The following is a 21432-nucleotide window of genomic DNA, read 5'->3' on the forward strand; positions in this document are numbered from 1 at the left end:
TTTCATGAGAAGGAGGATGCAGAATGTACAACATAGGTGTTAATCAACCGACGGAAGATTTTGAGCACACATACATAGAAAACTTGAGCAATTCCAAATGCAATCTTATTCAGGTTGATTCGGAGAATATGGATGCGATAATCAGCAACTTAGATGGTGTCTTTCTAAAAGAGGATACGAATCAGAATATTGGAAAGATTTGTGGTTTGATCATGAAAATCAAAGAGAAATCCAATCCACTCATATGGGTATTTTCGGAGGAACCATCTTCGATTCAAAAAATTATTTATCTCCAAATGGGTGCCGATGGAGCATTTACAGGAGAAGATGAGCCGGAAGCGATCAATCTAATCATCAATAACTCATTAAAAAGATACTATCAAGAGAAGCAGGTGGAGGTCATCAAAAAACCTGCCGAACATATACATGGAATTGAACTGATTCCACATAACTTGAGTATCAAATTTTCAGATTCTACAGAGGAAATAGCGCTGACAAGGTTGGAGTTCCAACTGATGCAACTGCTGTGTAATAACTATTTAAAAGGTGTCTCCTATCAGGAAATCCATGAGCATATTTGGCAGAAGCCATATAAGAATAATAAGTACAAAGTAGCAAATCTAGTTTTTCATTTGCGAAGCAAGCTGGAGAAATCTGGCGTAGAACCAACACTTATTCGTACAGTTCGTTCAAAAGGGTACATGCTGTCTGAAGCTTAAATAGATACTGGGCGCGTGTTTCAGGAGGTCGTTAGAAAGTATTTCGTTTTCTGAAAGAGTGAAAGGGTTATGTTGGAGAAAGCACAATATGAAATCTTATCCGCAACCAGTCATTTTTAAGAAAATTGAAATAGATGTATATCTGCCTTTAGATATGCAAACAAATATGAAAGGAAAGGAGATGAAAATACAGAATGAAAAAAGGCAAGAAACATATGATTTTTTTATTGTCGACAATAGTATTGACTGTTGGCGGACTGGGAGTGTTTTTATCTAAGGGAATAGATCCTATACAAGCGGAAGAATCAGGAGATGCGTCAACTCTAGCGAGCTCGTTCGATGTAGACAGCATGCTGGATGATCCTACTGATTTAGGAGGTTCAACAGAGATAAATGAGGTATCAAGTGATCCGGCTAGTTTAGTTTCTCCCCTTGCCGATACGACACAACCACCATATTCAGATGACAAAACGTATTCAATATGGGGTAACCCAAATGTAGATGCCGTGCCATCCGGTACAGCGTATAAGGAAGTCTCAACTTGGACTGAATTTAATGCGGCTATGATTGACAGTACAACAACTTATATTAAGTTGATGGCGGATATTGACAACCCGAGTACAACTCAGGGAGGTAGTACGGCAACAATCATATCAACATCCAAACCTAGCCTAGTTGTTGATGGAAATGGTCATAAACTGAATACACAACAAATTTCGTATTGGATGACTGGATCTACAGCTAGAGGATATTATCTGAAGAATCTAACGATGTATGGCTCTTCTCCGTATGGCTGTTTTTCTACAGAGGTCTATCAAAACAAATATATTGTTTATGACAATATAACTTATGAAGGTTCTCAGCTGACAGCTGCATACTATGCAACCCTTGTTTTCAAAGGGACAAACACGGTGATTTCGGCAAATGCAAACTACACTTACACAATTAATGGAGTAACTAATACTGTCACTAATAATGGTGTTGCAACAGTTGCCTCTGGTTTGGAAGCTCATCGTGCGATTATTTTAGAAGATAGTATAACAAATTTCATCACTGGAAAAGGAGATGGCTTGCTGATTGGCGGCTACCTATCACAAAATGCAGGGAATTCTCCTTATGCATACTTAGAGAAAAATGCAACACTAAACGTTACATCTAAGGGTGATGGTGGAGAGAGCTATTCTTATAACGCGAGTAGTGGAGTTGTTAATGCAGGAGCTAATATTCAAAATGGCGGTAGTCTGATTCTTAATGAAGGAGCTTCAATGACTGTCGATGTTACTGGTACACATCGTGCTGGGATGCGTTTGACAGGCGGGAGCAGTTCAAGGAATACAATTGTGAATATTGGTAAAGATGCTGAGTTGAAAATTATTACTGATGAACGTATTGGACAACAATGGGAGACTGGTTCAGTTGGCAGCACAGGAATATCGAATGTTACAGCAGCTACTTATCCATATTATTCCGGGTTGACTTTAGATTCTTATTCTAAAATCATTTTGTCTGACGAAAACGCCGTTTTAGATGTTACCATGGAAAATTCTCGGTATTATCGTACAGCAGCTTTAGGTTATGTTCAGGGGATTCGGATGGCTGCGAACAGCAGCATATACGTTTCTTCCAAAGCAGCATTCAACTTGAATATGAACGGTTCCTTTGGATCAGCGCTCAAAATGGTTGGTGCTAACTCTAGCTTTGTGGTGGAGGACGAAGGTGAAGTTAATTTCGATGTCAAAAGCCAAACTGGTACGGCCTATACAGGGACTACCAGTCTAACTTCTATAAATGATGTCAGTGCGACAGCTAATATACTTCAAGTAGATAGTGGATCATTTACAGTTGGGAGAAAAGGTATTTTTGATATGAAGGTTCATGATGGGACAGGGAGCAGAAACATGTTCTATGTCGGAAATGGAAGCTTCACATTTGCAGATGCCTATCGAGTTGACTTGAATGCACAAGGAAATGACAATGTAGAGCTGGTAAATATGGCAGGTACTTTTAATGCGGATATTCAAGCAGTTTATGCATGGAATAAAGGCAATTCTGCAGATGATAAAACTGCTTCCAATTATGAGTGGACGCCGATTTACAATGCTCAGATCACTTATGCACGTTCTGGAACAACCGATGTTGTCGCAAATAGTGTGTCAACGGCGACTAAAAATGATTTTGTAACTAATTATCGTACAGAAAGCTTCAATCGAGTACTTTATGAATGGATACCGGATGTTGAGGTTGAGATAAGCGAAGTCTCAGACAATGAAACGATTTTAAGCGGCCAACAGATTTCAGGTCGTACCAATCCGTTGGCAATGGTGACTATCTATATCACTCGTGCGGGTTCTTCAACAGAGGAAAAGCTAAGTGGTGCGAATAAGGCAAACGAAGTAGATGATTGGGCAAGCAATACTAGCTATAACTACCATGTCAATGCGGATGCAAGTGGTGATTATACATTTACTTTACCAAATGATGTGACCTTGTATGTAGGAGATACGATCCGTGTACATTCATGGCGCTATGGTAAGGAAAATGATGCAACGACTGTTGTGTTGGATAAAACAGCACCGGAGGTTGTAACGAAGGATATTTATCGCGTTGTCAACGGTGCGTCGCCAGCAGCTTCAGAGTTTGTTTCTTCCGTTACGGATAAAGGAGTAAATCCGGCAGTTTGGGATGCCTACTATAATGCAGCAAGTCCTCAAGCGATGATCGACGGTTGGATGACAACAGTGGGCGTTTATGACGTGAAGCTGGATGTCGCAGACCGTGCAGTTGATGCAGATGGCAATGCCTCCCCGAATATGAATCCAAGTGATGTACCATGGGAAGCAAAACTTCACGTTTTAGCAGCAGACCGTGAAATCACAGCGGATGATGTAACGACGAGTGTAGCTGTAGTAAGAGGTTTCAACACCTTGGATGAGCTAAAAGAATTCATTCTTGCTGAGAGTAATGCGGCTGCTTTCAAAATTGAAAATGATGCAAAAGTTGATTTAACAGATCAGATTGTTGTCTCAAACTTGGGAAGCTTGAACTTAAATTCTTTAGATGGCAGTTATCAGGTAGAAGTGAGTGTTCCAGGCGAAAACTTGACGAAGACGATTACAGTAGTTGTTGAAAAAAGTGAAAGTACAGTAACTGTTCAATTTGTAAATGAATTGGATGAGGAGCTGCATCAAGAAATCGTTCTTACAGCAGATATCGGTCAATCGGTCGATCTGACAACGACGCAAAGTGTCTTAGACGCAATTGCAGATGTAGAAGGTCGAAGCTATGTAATCACAAATCGTCCTGATTCTGAAGCTGGGATTGTAGTTAGCGCATCAGGAACAACCGTAACGTATAAATTTAAAGGTGTTCTAGAGCTGACTTCAGCACCGGCAACGGTCGATTTTGGCAGCCTTACGTACAATGCTAAGGTACAACGTGTAGACAATCCAACAACAGATGATGATTTAGTTGTGACAGATACACGAGCAGATACAACTGATGGTTGGACACTTTATGCAGAACTGACAGAAAACATGATCAATGTTTCCACTGGTTCAATCATGAACGAAGCCTTATGGTATGTGGATAGCTCAGGGAATGAAATCCCACTGACTTTGGATTATGGTAGTCAGGCTGTTTACACCAGCAGTGCTGGCGGAAGCTTTGATATAACAAGTACTTGGGGGAATACATCAAATGACCCCGGGTTGAAGCTGATTGCTGATCCGACGAAAACAACTGTTTCAAGTGTTGGTAAGTACTCCGGTGTTGTCACATGGACAATCATGGCAGGACAACCATAGAAGGGAAGGGGAAAAATGAAAATAAAAAATGCGTTTCTCCTGACTTTAGGGCTATTTTTACTTGGTGTAGTTGGATTCTCAGCGGCAGCTTCGGCAACAACAGGAGCTGGAGGTCAGGTCAGTGTTAAAGGTCAGATTACATTCTATGAGGGAACGACAGAATCTTCAACCATAGAGTCCTCGACGACAGAGACTTCAACGTCGACTTCTTCGTCAGAGGTACCAGGGGAATCCAGCAGCACTTCTGATTCATCGTCAGAGGCGGCAGCTAATTCCGGTAGTACTACAAAACCTCAGGGATCGTATCCAAGTACAGGTGAAATGATTCGTAATTACAGCTTTGCAGGTGTAGGAGCTATCTTGCTGTTTGTACTGATTCTTTGGAATCGACGGAAGAAGAAGGAGGAAGAGCAAATATGAAGATAAGTCAATGTTTAAAAGCTTCTATAGCTGTTCTTCTTTTATCCGGTGCAACAGTAATTGGCGGAAAACAGGTACAAGCAACAGAACACAGTGTTAACGGCTCTGTAACTGTTGAAGGAAAAGATACCAGTGATCCGATAGATCCGGAAAAACCGGGAGAAGAAGTAGACCCTGGTGAAGGGCCGTCGACAAAAGGCGACCTCAGAATTGATTTTGCCTCTGCTTTGAACTTTGGGTCGGCGGAAATTACCAAAACGGATCGTCAATTTGATTCGTTGGCACAGCTGTTTCACAGTGATACAGAAGCTCGCGGTTACTATATTCAAGTAAGTGATTACCGCGGTGAAGCAGCGGGCTGGACACTAACCTTGTCTCAGGATGCCCAATTTCATAGCTCGATTATTCAAGATTTGGAGAATCAGAGCTTGGATGGTGCAGTACTTTCTTTTGGCAATGGCTGGGCAAATTCTGCTGGAAGCAGCGGAACGCCGACGGTTAGCAGAGATACGCTAGGCCTTAATGAAATGGGTACTGCGTATACTGTTGCTACGGCTGGAAGCAAAGAAGGAAAAGGGGTTTGGTCGATTGCCTTTGGTGCTTCGTCAGAGAATACCTCAAATCAGGAAAACACACTGTCACCTTTGAAAGATTCAGAAGGGAATGCTGTGATGGATACAACCTTCAATAAGCAGGCGCATAGCAATAGCGCAGTATTTTTGACAGTACCTGATACGACTAAGATTTATCCTGTTCAGTATACAACGACTCTAACATGGACGTTAGAAGCTGGACCAACGGAATAACACACGCACTACCTTAAGTTAGACAAACTGGGATAATCCCATTTGTAAATAAAAAACACAGAAAATTTAGGAGGAACAAAGAAATGAAATTAAAGACATTATGTGCAGCAGCATTAGTAACAGTTATTGGAGCATCACTAGTACCAGTAGGAGCATATGCTCAAACAGATTTGGATTCTAAAGGTACAGTAGAGGTTGGCGCTGGTATCATCGATCCAACTGATCCAGACAGCATCGTTGACCCGGAAGATCCAGACGGACCTGGAATTGACCCTAACACTCCAGGCGTTACTCCAAATCCAGATATCAAAGACAAAGGGATTATTGCGGTTTCTGATTTAGATTTTGGTACGATCGCAATTGGTAAAACAACAGCTAATGCAAAAGCGATTGAATTGATCGGCGGCAAAGCTGGCGAAACTCGTGGAAATATTGTTTCATTTGGTGACGTAACTGGTGAATACACAGGTTACACAATTTCAGCTGAGCTGACAAGTCAATTTAGTAACGGAACTGCAGCATTGGATGGTTCAACAATCACTTATACAAATCCATTACTAGCAACTTCTGGTACAGGATCAATCACTGCGGCACCATCAGCTTCTGTAACATTGAGTACAGAAAATGGACCACAAAACTTCGTTAAAGCTGCAAATGGTGAAGGAAGTGGTTTGTGGACACTGGAATTCGGACAAAGTGCTGCTTATACAGGAGCTGCTGGTACTGATTCAGAATCTGTTACTTTAGAAATTCCTACAAGCGTTGCTTCTTCAATGGCAAAAGCAACTTATGTTGCAACAGTAACTTGGACAATGGGTGCAACTGCTTAATTAGCAATCAGCTTTTAATAAGCTAGTATCTTATGTTTCACTAGTAAGCTGGTGAGTTTCTCGCCAGCTTACTTCTGTCTATTTAAAAGCTGTATACATAGAACAAGCGGCTAATGCAGTTGTTCTGCTCACAAATAAGAATGATGAGGTCAATGATATGAAAAAAAGATTTGGAATCACCCTATTAACTACCCTTTTGTTTTTTGCAGCAACATTTACAGGGAACTCAACAGCTTGGGGAACAGCGGATAGTGAAGAAGCAGAGGAAACTTCTGCAGTCTCAGCCTCGGGATTTACATACAATATAATTTATCCGGAAAATCAAACAGATAGCAGCTTGGGGTATTATCGATTGGGAATGACACCAGGGCAACAACAGACTATTTCTTTCGTTCTAAATAACTCTAGTTCAGAAGCAATAACAATTGATTTAGCTTTGAATGGAGCAAAAACAAATAAAAATGGTGTTATTGAATATGCGAACAGTGAAATTGAAAATGATGCTTCTCTTGTCTTTGCTTTTGAGGACTTAGTGACCGGACCAGAATCAGTTGACTTGGCTGCTGGCGAAACCAAACAAGTAGATCTATCAATACAAATGCCGGAAACTAGTTTTGAAGGAGTGGTAGCTGGAGGTATCCAGTTGATGAGGGCTGGACAAGCAGAGGATGCTGATACAAGCGGAGGCTCGACTGTCATCAATCAATATGCGTATGTGATCTCCATTTTATTACAGGAAAGTGAGATGGATCTGACTCCAGATTTGAAGTTTAATAGTGCTTATGCAGGTCAGCTGAATTACCGTAACTCAGTTTATGCCAACTTCTCGAATGTGGTTGCTGCTTATTTGAATGATCTGACTGTGGAAGCACAGGTAATGAAGCAAGGAAGCAGTACTGTGTTGTACGAAGCGAAAAAGACCTCTATGCGGATGGCGCCGAATTCTTTTATGGAATTTCCGATTACAATGAATGGTGATCAAATGGAGGCAGGCACATACACTCTTCGTATGATCGCGACCTCTGGGGAACTGAGCTGGGATTGGACAGAGGAGTTTGAAATCTCGGATGAAGAAGCTCAGAAATACAATGAACGAGATGTCGGCTTGACTCAGGAAACGGGAATCGACTGGGCGTTAGTGGCGATGATTGTCGGTGGATTTGTTGGGCTCGTTGTCGTGATTTTCTTAGTTGCCACACTTCTTCGAAGGAAGAAAGGGAAACAAAAGGGTGGGAAATCTAAGAAAAAAGGAAATGAATCAAGGAAGAAGAAAGTTTAAAGAAGATAAGGAGCGGCACATATGACAATACTGGCTTGGATCATTATGGGGGCTGTAATCGGCGGGATTCTCTGTGCTCTTTTTGGAATGTACTTTTTAGTCAGGAGTATATTTCAAAGCAAGAAGCTGAAAAAGCTGCCTCAGCGTCCACCAAAAAATAAAAAAAAGCGAAAGCGATGGAAGGCAGCGCAAATAAAATTAAAGAAACAGCGAAAAAAGTCCGTTGTCTTTGCTGTTCTCTTATTAATAGTGGCAGCCGGCAGCGGGGGCGCTGCTGGGTATACGAGTTACTACCAGTCCATCAATCTTTCCTCTGATGATTCTGCTCTAATTGTCCGTTCCTACTATCTTTTGAGAGATTTTCAGGAAGAGTTGGAGAAAGCGGCTGATCAGACTGAGGATCAGGCTGCTTCTCAGCAAAATATCCGCTATTTAGCGACTACTCTGGCGGCGTATTCAACGAAAAAAGCGAGTACATTGAATACTAAAGAGGGGCAATCTACTCTGAACCGTTACTATAGCGCCTTGTCCGAACTTGGAGTGAATGCGACACGAGTGAGTAATAACTTTTATGGCAGCAGCGAGCTGGTAGCAGAATTTCAAGTAGATATTGAAAAGGCTATTACCCATGAAGCTGGAGCCTTTGAGTATTTCAAGGTCAATCAATCAGCGCTTGAGGAAGAAGGAGCAAGTGAGGATGAATGACAAAAGGACAGAAAAGAAAGAACCCTAGGCAGCGACAGCAGAAACAATCTGAAAAGCTAAGTGCAGTACAAAAGCGATCTGTTGGAAATGTTGAAAAAAATGCCAAAAAAAACACCGAACAACCATCAAAAAGAAAGAGTGCTGCAAACCTGCAATCAAAGAAAAAAAAACAATGCTCTGAGAATAAGAGAAGCCAATCTTTACAACGACAACCCAAAAGAAAGAAACCAAGACAACGGCTGTCTTCAAAAAAATCACAGCCTCGTATAAATAAGCTAGCTTCCTCTTTCAAAAAGCAGTCTAAGACAAGGTTATTTGGAAAACGAAAGAGTAAAAGGCGCAAGCGTATTTTCTTTACAGGAGTTCGTAGGGGTGTTCATGATTTTTTGGCGGTCCTACTTGTGACGGCACTTGCTTCCTTGGCTATCAGCACTCTTTTCTTTGGTGTGGAGAAGGTTAATGGATACAGTATGATGCCGACTTTAACGGATGGGGATACTGTCTTCATTCGGAAGTCTAAAGACGTGGAACGAATGGATATGGTGCTGTTTCAGCGGGGACAAGTACAACAGATCCGACGCGTGATTGGCTTGCCTGGGGAACGGATTTATTATAGTGATGATGTTCTTTATGTGAATGGCGAGGCTGTTGATGAAAAGTTTATTATTAATGAAATCAATGAAGCGCAGAAAAATGGTGGTCAATATACAGAGGACTTTCAGTTATTGGCTATCAGTGGGGCGCAGGTTGTTCCTGATAAGTGCTATCTTGTGCTGGCAGATAATCGAGAGTACGGCTCGGACAGTCGAGAGTACGGGTTGATTACCAGTGAACAGATTATTGGTATAGTAAAGGCTCGGCTATTGCCATTGAATGTTCTTACGGGGTTTTAATTTTTCTCGGAAAGAAGAATATTTCTTTCCGTACAAATTATGAGCAGGTTTTATTCGTCTGGGTAGACTGTGGTAGTCTCAATAATTAGTAAAAGGCAGTGTTAAACAACTAGGTGCAATCGCACGGGTTGTTTAACACTGCCTTTTTTGTCGTTATGTCATTGTGTATCGTTATCTGGATCTGGGATATCTATTGTAGATTTTCCAGAACATATTGGAACTCACTGAAAGCCACTTCGTCGATCCCGCCATTCATTTGAAGTAGGACCAATTTGTTTTCATTTACAGCTGTCCATGATTTGTACTGTTCGTTTTCAGCTGTTAAATTGTCATAGAAAGCTTTAGCTTCCTGTAAGTCTGCCAAATTGGTATAAGCAGTCAGGCGACCATTCAAATAGGAAGCAGAGTATTCTGAGTAATACACACCGAATATAACACCCGATGAAGCTTTCATAGGTGCCAGGCCGTAATCAGCTTCAGTCATATCTCGTTCTTCATAGACTGCAAGGCCTGCCTCTTGAAACTTCTGGACAACTTCCTGTGCAGAGATGAGAGGCTGTGCAGGAGCTTCACTGGAAGTGATGGTGGTGCTGTTGGTTGTTGTTGCTGAACTATTGGATGTTGCCGGTTTTTCGTTGTTGCTGCAGGCAGCAATAGCAAAACAGCAAATGCCTAATAAAATAAAAGACATCCCTTTTTTCATACTTTTCCTCCTTATGCGCCAAAAACTAATAAATATGTAAATTCTCTTTATCGCTATTCTACCATGTTTTTTAAAGGCAAATCCACAAGATTAATTAAAAATAAATTTATGTTTCATTTGATGAATAAAAAAACTCGTCTTATTTGATTAAAACACTTGAGGACAGTAGAATTTACTGTAGTAAGAAGGAACATTGAGCTTATCTATAAAGGCTCGATCTTCAGTCAAAAATTCTAGAAGGGGTGTCTGGACATGAGAATCGCTGTACTAGGTGGGAATGGTAAAGCCGGTTCATTGATTATTAAAGAGCTTATAAGAAGGAATTTAGATGTTACTGCAATTGTTCGGTCGAAAAACAAGTTGGAAGAGAAGGTACCTACAATTGAAAAGGACATTTACTCACTTTCAGCAAATGATATCAAAGACTTTGATGTATTGGTCTGTGCGCTTGGTTTTAGAGACCACGTTGAAGAATTTTCTTCTTCTATGGAGCATCTGCTTACTATTTTAGCAGGACTTTCTGTACGGTTAGTGGTAGTGGGAGGGGCTGGCAGCCTCTATATAGACGCAGAGCAAACAATAGAATTGAAGGATAGCCCTGATTTTCCGAAGGAATATAAAGCAGTTCCGACTGCTATGAGTGAGAGCCTGCAGCTGTTGAAGCACTCGTCTGGTGTGACTTGGACTTATGTCAGTCCGGCGGAAACATTTGATGCGCATGGTGAAAGAACTGGTCATTATCAGCTGGCAGGAGAAGTTCTTACACGAAACGCAGCTGGGAAAAGCTATATCAGTTACGCTGATTATGCTATTGCGTTGGCAGATGAGATTGAACATGCTGCTCATTTGAACCAGCGGATCAGTGTTTATTCATGATTTCTGTTTTGGGCAGTAATAGGTCATACAAATAGCTGTTCCCCCCTGTTTTTTAGGAGTAAAGTGAATCGTTGCGATATTTAGAATGTTTTTGAATGGAATTTTCTATGTGTTAAAATGAAATTATGTTTTTTTACGTAGATTAATTGAGAAGAGGTAAAACATGAAAGCAGAGATTATCGCTGTCGGAACAGAGCTGCTGCTCGGACAGGTAGTAAATACCAACGCAACTTTTCTTTCAGAAGAGCTGGCAGATCTAGGTATAGAAGTTTATTATCATACAGTAGTCGGAGACAACTTGCAACGTCTGCTTGATGTATTGAATGAAGCAGAGCAAAGAAGTGATTTAATTGTTCTGTGTGGAGGACTAGGACCCACGGAGGATGATTTGACAAAGGATGGCGTTGCACTGCACATTCAAAAAGAACTAGTTCAAGACCCAGAAGGGATGGCTAAATTATTAGAATTTTTCCGATTTTCACAACGGAAAATGACAGAGAATAATTTACAGCAGGCATTGATCATAGAAGGCGGCATAAGTATCCCTAACCCTACCGGACTAGCTGTCGGAACACTCGTGATGGAACGAGAAACTAGCTACTTATTGTTGCCGGGACCGCCAAGCGAGCTGAAACCGATGTTCTTTCAGCATGTACGTCCGTTGCTTCAGGAACTTTTTCCAACGAAGGAACAGTTGCTCTCAAGAGTTTTACGTTTTTATGGAATTGGAGAGTCACAGCTTGTTACTGATTTGAAAGAGCTGATTGATGCGCAGACCAATCCGACTTTGGCTCCTTACGCCAAGCCGAATGAAGTGACATTGCGTTTAACTGCCAAAGTTTCGTCAAAAGCTGAAGGTGAGGCAATGCTTCAACAGTTGGAGGAGCAGGTGCTGGCAATCGTGGGAGAGTTCTTTTACGGTTATGGCGATGAGAATAGTCTGGAAGAAACAACTGTTCGACTATTGACGAAACACAATAAGACTCTGGCAGCCGCCGAGAGCCTGACAGCAGGACTTTTCCAGAGTATGATTGGGAATGTCTCGGGTGCATCCAAAGTACTCCAAGGCGGCTTTGTTACGTACTCAGCAGCAATGAAGACGGAATTGCTGGGAATCCCAGAAAGTTTGATCAAAGAGCATGGAACTGTCAGCGAGGCTTGTGCAATTGCTATGGCTGAACGTACATTACAACTTGTTGGATCAGATTTAGCGGTTTCCTTTACTGGAGCAGCTGGTCCGGATGAACTGGAAGGGCATCCAGCTGGAACTGTGTGGATAGGGATTGCAGAAAAGGGCAAGAAACCGACTGCCGAACTTTATCATTTCAGTCGGGATCGACAGTATGTTCGATACAGTGCTGCCATGAAAGGCTTGGATTTGATTCGTCGTGCAGTTCTAAAGGAAAAATAAAAATGCGAATGTCTGTTCGTTTTTTCTTGATTTTTATTGATAAAACAGGTAAGATATAATCACTGGAAATAAAACTATGTTTATATATAAGGAGGATTATCAATTGGCTGATGATCGTAAAGTAGCATTAGATGCTGCGTTGAAAAAAATAGAAAAGAACTTCGGGAAAGGCTCAATCATGAAGCTGGGGGAGAAAATTGACCAGCAAATATCTACAATCCCAAGTGGATCTCTGGCTTTAGATGTTGCTTTAGGAGTCGGCGGATATCCTCGAGGCAGAATCATTGAAGTCTATGGTCCTGAAAGCTCAGGTAAGACGACCGTTGCTCTTCATGCGATTGCAGAGGTACAGAAACAAGGCGGAACAGCTGCCTTTATCGATGCAGAGCATGCATTGGACCCTCAGTATGCGCAAAAACTAGGTGTGAATATTGATGAATTACTGCTTTCACAACCGGATACAGGTGAGCAAGGCTTGGAAATCGCTGATGCTTTAGTATCAAGTGGTGCCATTGATATTGTTGTTATTGACTCGGTTGCAGCTTTAGTCCCTCGTGCGGAAATAGATGGGGAAATGGGTGCCAGCCACGTTGGTTTGCAGGCGCGTTTGATGTCTCAGGCGTTGCGTAAGCTTTCCGGCTCTATCAATAAAACAAAGACGATTGCTATCTTTATCAACCAAATCCGTGAGAAAGTCGGCGTGATGTTTGGTAATCCGGAAACAACTCCCGGTGGACGAGCGCTGAAATTCTATGCGACAGTCCGATTGGAAGTACGTCGTGCGGAACAGTTGAAGCAAGGAACAGATATCGTCGGAAACCGAACAAAAATCAAGGTAGTAAAAAATAAAGTAGCGCCGCCTTTCAAAGTAGCCGAAGTTGATGTAATGTACGGCTTGGGAATTTCCCAAGAAGGTGAATTACTGGATATGGCAGTTGAAAAGGATCTTGTAGAGAAGAGTGGTGCTTGGTACAGCTACAACGGCGAGCGAATTGGTCAAGGACGTGAAAATGTAAAAGCGTATATGATGGAGCATCCTGAAATGGTTGAGGAGCTTTCTGTTAAAGTGCGGTCTGCATTTGGTATCGGTGATGGATCAATTGTTGTTGAAGAAGTAGAAGGGCAAGAAGAACTGCCTCTAGATGACGAAGAATAGAATATAGTAGATTTATTCTACTAGAATAGAACTGCTCCTGAGAGACAAGAAGGCTTCTTGTTCATCAGGAGCAGTTTTTAGGTTTCTTAAGTAACTATTTAGGCTCGATTTTGATGAATGGCAGTGCCCCATCGGTGTAGATAGTATCGCCTCCTCCATTAAGTCCATGATAGCTAGTGGTGAAATGCTCGATGACTTCAACAGTAACAGGAAGCTTAGATTGCTTGAATGTGTTCAAAACGAAGTCTCTTTCTTCATCGATATCTGAATTGATTTTATGGGTGATTTGTCCGGTAAATGCAGAAAATCCAACTTTTCGATCATAGGTTGCAGCAGCAAGCCAATCTGCTTCTTTTCCTCCCGGTAGATACCAATCCTCTGGTGTTTGCCAAATTCGGACATGGTGTCTCCTTCTTGGATTATGTTCAATCTCCTGTTCGAAGGCCAATGCTTGTTTTTTGCCAAATAGAAATAATGAACTGACTGGGGCACTGGGGTAGGAGCGCCCAAGTACACTGGCTAGAACCATGTGTAGGCTGGAGCGAAAGCTCAATGGTTCTGCTAAGGTCCATCCGCTGTCTGCAAATAATTGGATAAGCTCGTTTTCTCCGCCGATAAAGGCTAAATTGATGGGATCGCCAAGCAATCCGTCGCTTGTCCGTGATCGGCCAATAAAATAATCAGGTAAGTAACGATTGGTCATTATTTTATTGATCCATGGAAGAACGAGGTAAGAGCTAAACAGCCATAGAATGACATATGTGATGATGTGGATTTTTCTCGTTAGAATTTCTTCAAACAAGGATTTGTAGACCAGATAACCTGCAATGATAATGAGGATGAAACGCAAGGTTCTAAAAATAGTATTGATGATTGTCTGTCTTTTCATAGCGGCTCCTTTCGATCTTAAAAAATAGGGCATGTTTAATTCGGGTAATTGGCAATGCTGCTTAGACTGCCTCAAAAAGGATGATGCTCAAACAGATAAACCATGATATAGCTGTAAACACCAATTGACCAAGGCTTCAGGAGTAGAATGATTCTTAAAAATTTTGTGAAGGAGATATCTGTCATACCGGCAACTAGACAAACAATGTCATCTGGCGCAAAAGGAATGAGCAATGTCCAGATCAGCAGCTTTTGGATTTTTTTCTCATCATTGGTACCGACCAAGTCTGTAAATTCTTCATATTTTTTCGGGGATAAAATGGCTTTGACGAACCCTTTCCCGTAATGTCGTACTAGTAAAAAGGCAAGCACTTCACCAATTATCAAACCTATGTAGCTATAAATAAGACCATAGATATTCCCGAACATCAGCATACCGGCGACTGAAGAAATACCACCGGGTAAAATCGGGATGACTACTTGAACGATTTGCAGCAGAATAAAGACAAGGATTGCCCATTGTCCAAACTGATGAATGAAATTTTTTAGAAGTACTGGCGATTTGAAAATACCTAGATGTAGGCCGTACAAGACTAAGCTGAAAAGAATGAATAGTCCTAAAAAAGGTAGTACACGGATGAATTTCTGCAGACGAGTCATACTGCGCCCTCCTTTTCAATAGATAAGATGTTCAATTACAGCTATTCACTGCCTATTAATAAACACCTCTTCTATTTCATAACCCTCAATTTCTCTGTGTTTCACAGGTGAAGAACGAGGCATAAATCACTATAGCGATAAAGGCTAATTCAATAACTGTAGTAAGAATGGTTTCTTCACAATTATATATTCTTCTACCTGAATTAAACAATTATCAGCATTATATCACTTCCTTTTTCTTGGAGTGGGCATCCTTTGAACGAGAGAGAAGAGGAACTGTCAACAGTGCCGTTTTAGATACAGTGGCTCACTGTTTCAAGTACAATTATTTACAGGGGGAATTACTGGAACAATGGACATTATGAAAAGCCTTTCTTAAAATCGACAGGCATTTATTTACAGGATTTAGAATTGATTTTTGCATGAATGCTCTTCGGTATTTATCCGAGAGAGTCAGGTGATTTTCTGTGTGCTCCATTTTTAGATTCAGAACAGGTGTTTTCAATAGAGCGAGCGTGGAGTAGAATAGCTATTTTGAGTTGACACACTCATTGACAACAATTAGAATAAAGTTGTGTGCATTTTCTGTGCATACATGATTGATGTATTGATAATGACAATAATTTTTGTCAATAAAACTACATGAATATTGAAGTGAATAGATAGTATGGAGGTGGAAACAATGGGTTTAGTAATTCCCCTTGCTATCGTCGCATTAATTGTCGGTCTTGGAGGAGGATTTTTAATTGCAAAATCCCGTCATGAAAAGGCAGTGGATGGTGCAAAAAACTCCGCTGTCGGTATTGTTGAAGATGCCCGCAAAGAAGCAGAGACTTTAAAAAAGGAATTTTTGCTGGAGGCCAAGGAAGAAAACCAGAAGTATCGTTCAGAGATTGAAAGTGAGTTAAAAGAGAGTAAATTAGAGTTAAAAACACAGGAAAATCGTCTATTACAACGTGAACAAACATTAGATCGTAAAGATGACATTCTTGAAAAGCGTGAAAGCTCACTGGAAGACAAAGAAGACAAGCTGGTCGCGAAGCGGCAATTAATTGATGAGCGGGAAAAAGAAGTAGAACAGCTGGTAGAGAAGCAGCATCAGGAAATCGAACGTGTTGCATCCCTATCTAAAGATGAAGCAAAAGACATTATCATGAAATCAACAGAACAAGAATTGAACCACGAACTTGCTGTACTGGTAAAAGAATCAGAGCAGCGCGCGAAGGAAGAAGCAGATCGCAAAGCGAAGAACCTGCTTTCTCTAGCAATCCAGCGTTGTGCAGCAGATTCAATATCTGAAACGACTGTTTCGGTAGTAAGCTTGCCGAACGATGAAATGAAAGGTCGGATCATCGGTCGTGAAGGTCGAAACATCAGAACATTAGAAACATTGACTGGGATCGACTTGATTATTGATGATACGCCGGAAGCAGTAGTACTTTCCGGATTTGATCCGATTCGAAGAGAAATTGCACGTATGACTCTTGAACGATTGATTCAGGATGGACGGATTCATCCAGCCAGAATCGAAGAAACGGTAGAGAAGTCTCGTAAAGAAATGGATGAACGAATTCGTGAGTATGGGGAACAGGCTGCGTTTGAAGTCGGTGCTCATACACTGCATCCGGACTTGATCAAGATTCTTGGACGTTTACGTTTCCGTACCAGCTACGGTCAAAATGTCTTGAATCACTCGATAGAAGTTGCTAAACTGACAGGCGTACTTGCAGCTGAGCTGGGAGAAGACGTTCAGTTGGCGAAACGGGCAGGGCTGCTTCATGACATAGGGAAAGCTTTGGATCATGAAATCGAAGGTTCCCACGTGGAGATCGGGGCAGAATTAGCCGCGAAGTATAAGGAAAACGCAACAGTAATCAATGCCATTGCTTCTCACCATGGTGATATCGAAGCAACATCGATTATTTCCGTACTGGTTGCAGCAGCAGATGCGTTATCAGCAGCAAGACCAGGTGCTCGTAGTGAATCTCTGGAAAATTACATCCGTCGCTTAGAAAACCTTGAGAATATCTCGAATGGTTTTGCCGGAGTAGAATCAAGCTTTGCTGTACAGGCAGGTCGTGAGATTCGTGTAATGGTAAAACCAGAAGAAGTTTCTGATCTGGAAGCCGTACGCTTAGTACGTGATATCCGTAAGAAAATTGAAGATGATTTGGATTACCCGGGTCATATCAAAGTAACTGTTGTTCGAGAAACCAGAGCAGTAGATTACGCTAAATAGAAAGAACTGCCTTTTATCAGTTTCGATAGAAGGCAGTTTTTTTGTTGGTTAAAAAGTAACTATAGTGAAAAATAGAAATCAGAAAGAAAAAATGCCGAGTAACAATGGCAAGTGCAGTCGGATAGCGTATGGGAAGAAAATAAATAGGAAATTTCTCATTTGATTCTTCATGAAAACTTACTATTTGCTTAGTTTAGTAGAGGTGCATATCATTGCGATATTAGTATTTCTTTGATATATTTCTAATAGGTCTAATTAAATATAGGAGGTTTTCTAATGGGGATCAAGAAAAAAGCAGCTTTAGGGCTTGTTACATCTATTTGTACGTTAACTTTGGTTGCGTGTGGGACAACCACAGGAGGCAATACATCTGATAGCGGTGGCTCTGCAAGTGGGGAACAAGTATTAAAATACATTGAAAGACAGGAAATGCCGAGTGCAGATCCATCTTTAGCAACAGATGAAGTGAGTTTCATCGCTTTGAACAATGTATATGAAGGTATCTATCGTATGGATAAGGATAATCATCCGCAACCAGCAGGTGCTACAGAATTAGCAGAGGTCAGCGAAGATGGACTGACATACAAAATCAAGCTGAGAGAAGATTCAGTCTGGTCAGATGGCGAGCCTGTAACAGCAGATGATTATGTATATGGTTGGCAGAGAACGGTAGATCCTGATACAGGTTCAGAATATGCTTATATGTTTGCACCTGTAAAAAATGCTGAAAAAATCACAGCAGGCAAAATGGATAAAGAAGAACTTGGAATCAAAGCAGTTAGTGATTATGAATTGGAAATCACTCTTGAAAAAGTAACACCTTACTTTGATTACTTATTGGCTTTCCCTTCATTCTTACCACAACGTCAGGATATTGCTGAAAAATTCGGTAAAGACTATACAACAACAAGCGACAATGCAGTATACAATGGTCCATTTACTTTAACTGATTTTGATGGTCCGGGAACGGATACAGCTTGGTCTTACACTAAGAATGATACTTATTGGGACAAAGATACAGTGAAATTGGATAAAGTTGTTGTTGATGTGGTAAAAGAAGCACCAACATCTCTGAACTTATACCAAGATGGTCAGACAGATGATACACCTTTAACTGGTGAACTGGCTCTACAAATGAAAGACGATCCTGATTATCTTATTCTTGAAGATGCGTCTACTTTTTATTTGGAAATGAATCAAAGAGACGAAGATTCACCGTACCATAACATCAATTTACGCAAAGCATTAGCTTATGCAGTTGATCGTGAATCATTGGTTACTCAAATTTTGGCTAACGGTTCAACTGTTGCTGAAGGACTAGTACCAAAGGGGCTGTCAAACAACCCTGATACAAACGAAGATTTTGCTGAAGAAGCGGGCAATCCGATTTCTTACGATGAAGATAAAGCCAAAGAATATTGGGAAAAAGCGAAGAAAGAACTAAAAATCGACTCTTTAGACATGGATCTGTTAGTTGATGATACAGATGGTTCTAAGAAAATGGCTGAATTCCTACAAGGTTCACTTGGTGACACGTTAGAAGGATTGAATGTAACTGTCAGTCCTGTACCATTCTCTGTACGTTTGGATCGCACAAGCAAGGGCGATTTTGAAGTTGCAGTTGGCGGATGGGGAGCAGATTACGCAGATCCAAGTAGTTTCCTTGATTTGTTTGTGACAGGAAACTCTTATAACCGTGGACGTTATTCTAGTGAAGAGTATGATAAGCTGATTGAAAGTGCGTCTACAGCAAATGCTAATGATCCGGAAGCTCGCTGGCAAGATATGCTGGATGCAGAAAAAGTGATTATGGATGACATGGGTATTATCCCAATCTACCAAAAAGCAGAAGCTCATTTACGTTCTCCAAAAGTGAAAGACATGTTCTATCACTCTACTGGAGCGAAATATGACTTCAAGTGGGCATATATCGAAGAGTAAGCTTTATAGCTATTCAATTAAAGAGAAGAAGCAGAAAATTGCTTCTTCTCTTTTTCTTTAGTTGTTGCGCAGTACAAGGAAGAATGAGTTGATGTTGAACAGTACCTACTTGGTTACTCAAAACCTACCCAAACTCATTCAGCTTTCCTTTTATCCAGCTTCACAGACTAACTTCCTCGACAATAAGATAACTTGCCCTCAATGATAAAGGGCATCATTGGGTCAAGTTCCTTTATTGCTCGGAAGTTGAGCAAGTCTGTTCAGCTTTCCTTTATTTAATCAACAAATCTTTTCATTCTGGAAGAAAACCTCTATAATAAAACAGTAAGACTAAGAGAGAAGAGGAAAAGTGTTTGCGTATATTATTTATTGGAGATGTTGTGGGTTCGCTTGGAAGAGAAACGATCACTGAATACTTGCCGAAGTTGAAGAAGAAGTACCAGCCGCAGGTGACGATCGCGAACGGAGAGAATGCTGCAGCCGGCAGAGGGATCACTGGGAAAATATATAAGAAGTTTTTACAGGATGGTGTTGATGTCGTTACTCTAGGCAATCATACATGGGACAATAGAGATATCTTCGAATTTATCAATGATGCAAAAAAAATGGTTCGGCCGGCGAATTTTCCGGAAGGAACTCCGGGTCAGGGAATCGTCTATGTCAAGGTCAATCAGCTTGAGCTGGCAGTCATTAATTTACAGGCACGTTCATTCATGGTGGACTTGGATGATCCATTTAGAAAAGCCGAGCAGCTGGTTGAGGAAGCAAGAAAGCGGACACCGCTGATTTTTGTTGACTTTCATGGAGAAACAACGAGTGAGAAACAAGCGATGGGTTGGTTCTTGGATGGCAAGGTCAGCGCAGTGATTGGTACACATACACATGTTCAGACGAACGATAGAAGAATTTTGCCAAATGGGACAGCGTATTTATCCGATGTTGGGATGACGGGTCCATATGATGGAATTTTGGGGATGAAAAGAGAAGCAGTACTGGAGAAATTCTGGACAGCGCTGCCTCAAAGGTTTGAGGTTGTTGAAAAAGGCCGCAGTATTTTATCTGCCTGCTTTATTGAGCTGGATGATTTAACAGGGCGTGCCAAAGATATTCAATTGATTCAAATCAGCGAAGATCGCCCGTTTCAAGAGTAATAAAAAGTTGAAGCAGGTAGCTGTTACGTGCTTCAACTTTTTTATTATGACAGAACTGTTTACTCCAGTTCGTTAACGATCACGGTTGCATTATAGCCGATATAGATGTTTGTTTTGAGACCGGTGTCGGCATCGATATATTCGATTCGTCCATCACCGTAATTGATATCAAATTTGCCAGTTTCTTCATAGATGACAGAACCGTCGGCATTATAAACTAAAATCTCACGGTTCAAGCCGTTGTTGACACTGGACTGTAGATTTTTCTGCCATCGTTTCCCACCTGCAGTTCCAAAAATAATGAACAGGATCAATGCCGCGATCATTGCAACAGCAACTAATGTACCAAATAGCATTTTTTTCTTTTGCGTTGGAGTCATTTTCTTTTCCATAGATACCCTCCTTAGTTTAAGTATGATATCAGTATATCAGAAAGAATCCATAGCAGGAGTAAAATCAGGAAATCAAAAAAAGGAAAAATAGTTGTGTTTTTAAGCGAAAAACGGATTTGGCAAAAAAACTGAATGTGTTAAAATAAATATACATATTTTGATAAAATCAATGAGTGAAGGTGTGAACTATGGATTATTCCATTGGAGATAAAAATATTGAAGCAGAGCTGGACAAGCTGCTGGAAATGTTGGATCAAAATGAAACGATCCAACGCTATAAACAGATTGAACAACGAGTAAAGAACAATGAAAAACTGACGCAGCTTGTGGAAGAAATCAAGCAGGCGCAAAAGGATGCTGTCCAGTTTGCCCATTACGGTAAGCCGACAGCTGAACAGGAAGCAATCAAGCGTGCAGATGAGTTAACCGCACAATTTGATGAGCACCCGCTAGTCGTTGCCTACAGAGAACAGCTAAGTGAGGCGAATGACCTCTTGCAGCATATTACAGCAATGATCCAACGCGGGATCAATGATCAACTAGAGAAGGAAGGGCTATGA

At 41.1% G+C, this 21432-nt stretch carries 19 protein-coding genes; 15 read left to right on the forward strand and 4 right to left on the reverse strand.

The annotated features are described in order from the left end of the window. The first annotated feature begins 23 nt into the window (after positions 1-23). The 8 genes from I6N96_RS16960 (at position 24) to lepB (ending at position 9455) form a co-directional block, all read left to right on the forward strand. A complete protein-coding gene (locus tag I6N96_RS16960) occupies positions 24-719 on the forward strand; it encodes a winged helix-turn-helix domain-containing protein (RefSeq protein WP_209558760.1) in 696 nt (231 codons plus the stop codon). Between the two features lie 194 nt (positions 720-913). Next, on the forward strand, positions 914-4522 hold the full coding sequence (locus I6N96_RS16965) for a pectate lyase-like adhesive domain-containing protein (protein ID WP_209558761.1): 3609 nt from the start codon (positions 914-916) through the stop codon (positions 4520-4522). Between the two features lie 15 nt (positions 4523-4537). Next, positions 4538-4942, forward strand: a complete 405-nt coding sequence (locus I6N96_RS16970; protein WP_209558762.1) for an LPXTG cell wall anchor domain-containing protein — start codon at positions 4538-4540, stop codon at positions 4940-4942. Continuing rightward, on the forward strand, positions 4939-5748 hold the full coding sequence (locus I6N96_RS16975) for a WxL domain-containing protein (protein WP_209558763.1): 810 nt from the start codon (positions 4939-4941) through the stop codon (positions 5746-5748). Before I6N96_RS16970 ends, I6N96_RS16975 begins: the two co-directional genes overlap by 4 nt. Before the next feature lie 83 nt (positions 5749-5831). Then, entirely contained in the window at positions 5832-6578 is a 747-nt protein-coding gene (locus I6N96_RS16980) for a WxL domain-containing protein (RefSeq protein ID WP_209558764.1), read from the forward strand. A gap of 157 nt (positions 6579-6735) precedes the next feature. Continuing rightward, the gene (locus I6N96_RS16985) at positions 6736-7857 is read left to right on the forward strand and encodes a WxLIP family cell surface protein (RefSeq protein ID WP_209558765.1); all 1122 of its coding nucleotides are present in this window, start codon (positions 6736-6738) and stop codon (positions 7855-7857) included. 21 nt (positions 7858-7878) lie between these two features. Further along, entirely contained in the window at positions 7879-8562 is a 684-nt protein-coding gene (locus I6N96_RS16990; protein WP_209558766.1) for a hypothetical protein, read from the forward strand. Beyond that, complete coding sequence (gene lepB, locus I6N96_RS16995; protein WP_209558767.1) at positions 8559-9455, forward strand: signal peptidase I; 897 nt, start codon at positions 8559-8561, stop codon at positions 9453-9455. Before I6N96_RS16990 ends, lepB begins: the two co-directional genes overlap by 4 nt. Positions 9456-9645: 190 nt before the next feature. On the opposite strand, the gene I6N96_RS17000 is transcribed toward lepB, so the two are convergent. Further along, on the reverse strand, positions 9646-10158 hold the full coding sequence (locus tag I6N96_RS17000; protein ID WP_209558768.1) for a hypothetical protein: 513 nt from the start codon (positions 10156-10158) through the stop codon (positions 9646-9648). A gap of 252 nt (positions 10159-10410) precedes the next feature. On the opposite strand from I6N96_RS17000, the gene I6N96_RS17005 reads away from it, so the two are divergent. The 3 genes from I6N96_RS17005 to recA all read left to right on the forward strand — a co-directional run bounded on the left by I6N96_RS17005 (position 10411) and on the right by recA (position 13601). After that, positions 10411-11034 carry an NAD(P)-dependent oxidoreductase gene (locus tag I6N96_RS17005; RefSeq protein ID WP_209558769.1) on the forward strand — a complete coding sequence of 208 codons (624 nt, stop codon included), beginning with the start codon at positions 10411-10413 and terminating at the stop codon, positions 11032-11034. 163 nt (positions 11035-11197) lie between these two features. Then, positions 11198-12445, forward strand: coding sequence for a competence/damage-inducible protein A (locus I6N96_RS17010; RefSeq protein WP_209558770.1), 1248 nt, complete (start codon positions 11198-11200; stop codon positions 12443-12445). A 103-nt stretch (positions 12446-12548) separates the two neighbouring features. Beyond that, positions 12549-13601: a recombinase RecA gene (gene recA / locus I6N96_RS17015; RefSeq protein ID WP_209558771.1), complete on the forward strand. Its 1053-nt coding sequence runs from the start codon at positions 12549-12551 to the stop codon at positions 13599-13601. Positions 13602-13695: 94 nt separating this feature from the next. Here the strand turns inward: recA and I6N96_RS17020 are convergent, their stop codons facing one another. Both I6N96_RS17020 and I6N96_RS17025 read right to left on the reverse strand, forming a co-directional pair. Further along, positions 13696-14490 (reverse strand): LssY C-terminal domain-containing protein, encoded by a 795-nt coding sequence (locus tag I6N96_RS17020; RefSeq protein WP_209558772.1) that lies wholly within the window; start codon positions 14488-14490, stop codon positions 13696-13698. A gap of 71 nt (positions 14491-14561) precedes the next feature. Continuing rightward, entirely contained in the window at positions 14562-15149 is a 588-nt protein-coding gene (locus tag I6N96_RS17025) for a TVP38/TMEM64 family protein (RefSeq protein WP_209558773.1), read from the reverse strand. 682 nt (positions 15150-15831) lie between these two features. Here I6N96_RS17025 and rny point away from each other — a divergent pair. From rny to I6N96_RS17040, 3 genes are all read left to right on the forward strand, one after another. Further along, positions 15832-17388, forward strand: coding sequence for a ribonuclease Y (gene rny / locus I6N96_RS17030; RefSeq protein ID WP_209558774.1), 1557 nt, complete (start codon positions 15832-15834; stop codon positions 17386-17388). 276 nt (positions 17389-17664) lie between these two features. Next, complete coding sequence (locus I6N96_RS17035; protein ID WP_209558775.1) at positions 17665-19329, forward strand: peptide ABC transporter substrate-binding protein; 1665 nt, start codon at positions 17665-17667, stop codon at positions 19327-19329. A 353-nt stretch (positions 19330-19682) separates the two neighbouring features. Next, positions 19683-20480: a TIGR00282 family metallophosphoesterase gene (locus I6N96_RS17040; RefSeq protein WP_209558776.1), complete on the forward strand. Its 798-nt coding sequence runs from the start codon at positions 19683-19685 to the stop codon at positions 20478-20480. A 59-nt stretch (positions 20481-20539) separates the two neighbouring features. Here I6N96_RS17040 and I6N96_RS17045 read toward each other — a convergent pair whose 3' ends face one another. After that, complete coding sequence (locus I6N96_RS17045) at positions 20540-20872, reverse strand: hypothetical protein (RefSeq protein WP_209558777.1); 333 nt, start codon at positions 20870-20872, stop codon at positions 20540-20542. 188 nt (positions 20873-21060) lie between these two features. On the opposite strand from I6N96_RS17045, the gene I6N96_RS17050 reads away from it, so the two are divergent. Beyond that, positions 21061-21432, forward strand: coding sequence for a YlbF/YmcA family competence regulator (locus I6N96_RS17050; RefSeq protein WP_209558778.1), 372 nt, complete (start codon positions 21061-21063; stop codon positions 21430-21432).

It is taken from the genome of Enterococcus larvae (assembly GCF_017830045.1).
Taxonomy (GTDB): Bacteria; Bacillota; Bacilli; order Lactobacillales; family Enterococcaceae; genus Enterococcus_L; species Enterococcus_L larvae.

Coding starts and splice junctions, on each gene's coding strand:
- rny (WP_209558774.1), top strand. CDS start 15,832: ATGGGTTTAGTAATTCCCCTTGCTATCGTCGCATTAATTGTCGGTCTT.
- I6N96_RS16975 (WP_209558763.1), top strand. CDS start 4,939: ATGAAGATAAGTCAATGTTTAAAAGCTTCTATAGCTGTTCTTCTTTTA.
- I6N96_RS17010 (WP_209558770.1), top strand. CDS start 11,198: ATGAAAGCAGAGATTATCGCTGTCGGAACAGAGCTGCTGCTCGGACAG.
- I6N96_RS16980 (WP_209558764.1), top strand. CDS start 5,832: ATGAAATTAAAGACATTATGTGCAGCAGCATTAGTAACAGTTATTGGA.
- I6N96_RS17000 (WP_209558768.1), bottom strand. CDS start 10,158: ATGAAAAAAGGGATGTCTTTTATTTTATTAGGCATTTGCTGTTTTGCT.
- I6N96_RS17045 (WP_209558777.1), bottom strand. CDS start 20,872: ATGGAAAAGAAAATGACTCCAACGCAAAAGAAAAAAATGCTATTTGGT.
- lepB (WP_209558767.1), top strand. CDS start 8,559: ATGACAAAAGGACAGAAAAGAAAGAACCCTAGGCAGCGACAGCAGAAA.
- I6N96_RS16970 (WP_209558762.1), top strand. CDS start 4,538: ATGAAAATAAAAAATGCGTTTCTCCTGACTTTAGGGCTATTTTTACTT.
- I6N96_RS16990 (WP_209558766.1), top strand. CDS start 7,879: ATGACAATACTGGCTTGGATCATTATGGGGGCTGTAATCGGCGGGATT.
- I6N96_RS17020 (WP_209558772.1), bottom strand. CDS start 14,490: ATGAAAAGACAGACAATCATCAATACTATTTTTAGAACCTTGCGTTTC.
- I6N96_RS16985 (WP_209558765.1), top strand. CDS start 6,736: ATGAAAAAAAGATTTGGAATCACCCTATTAACTACCCTTTTGTTTTTT.
- I6N96_RS17005 (WP_209558769.1), top strand. CDS start 10,411: ATGAGAATCGCTGTACTAGGTGGGAATGGTAAAGCCGGTTCATTGATT.
- I6N96_RS16960 (WP_209558760.1), top strand. CDS start 24: ATGTACAACATAGGTGTTAATCAACCGACGGAAGATTTTGAGCACACA.
- I6N96_RS17050 (WP_209558778.1), top strand. CDS start 21,061: ATGGATTATTCCATTGGAGATAAAAATATTGAAGCAGAGCTGGACAAG.
- I6N96_RS17025 (WP_209558773.1), bottom strand. CDS start 15,149: ATGACTCGTCTGCAGAAATTCATCCGTGTACTACCTTTTTTAGGACTA.
- I6N96_RS17035 (WP_209558775.1), top strand. CDS start 17,665: ATGGGGATCAAGAAAAAAGCAGCTTTAGGGCTTGTTACATCTATTTGT.
- I6N96_RS16965 (WP_209558761.1), top strand. CDS start 914: ATGAAAAAAGGCAAGAAACATATGATTTTTTTATTGTCGACAATAGTA.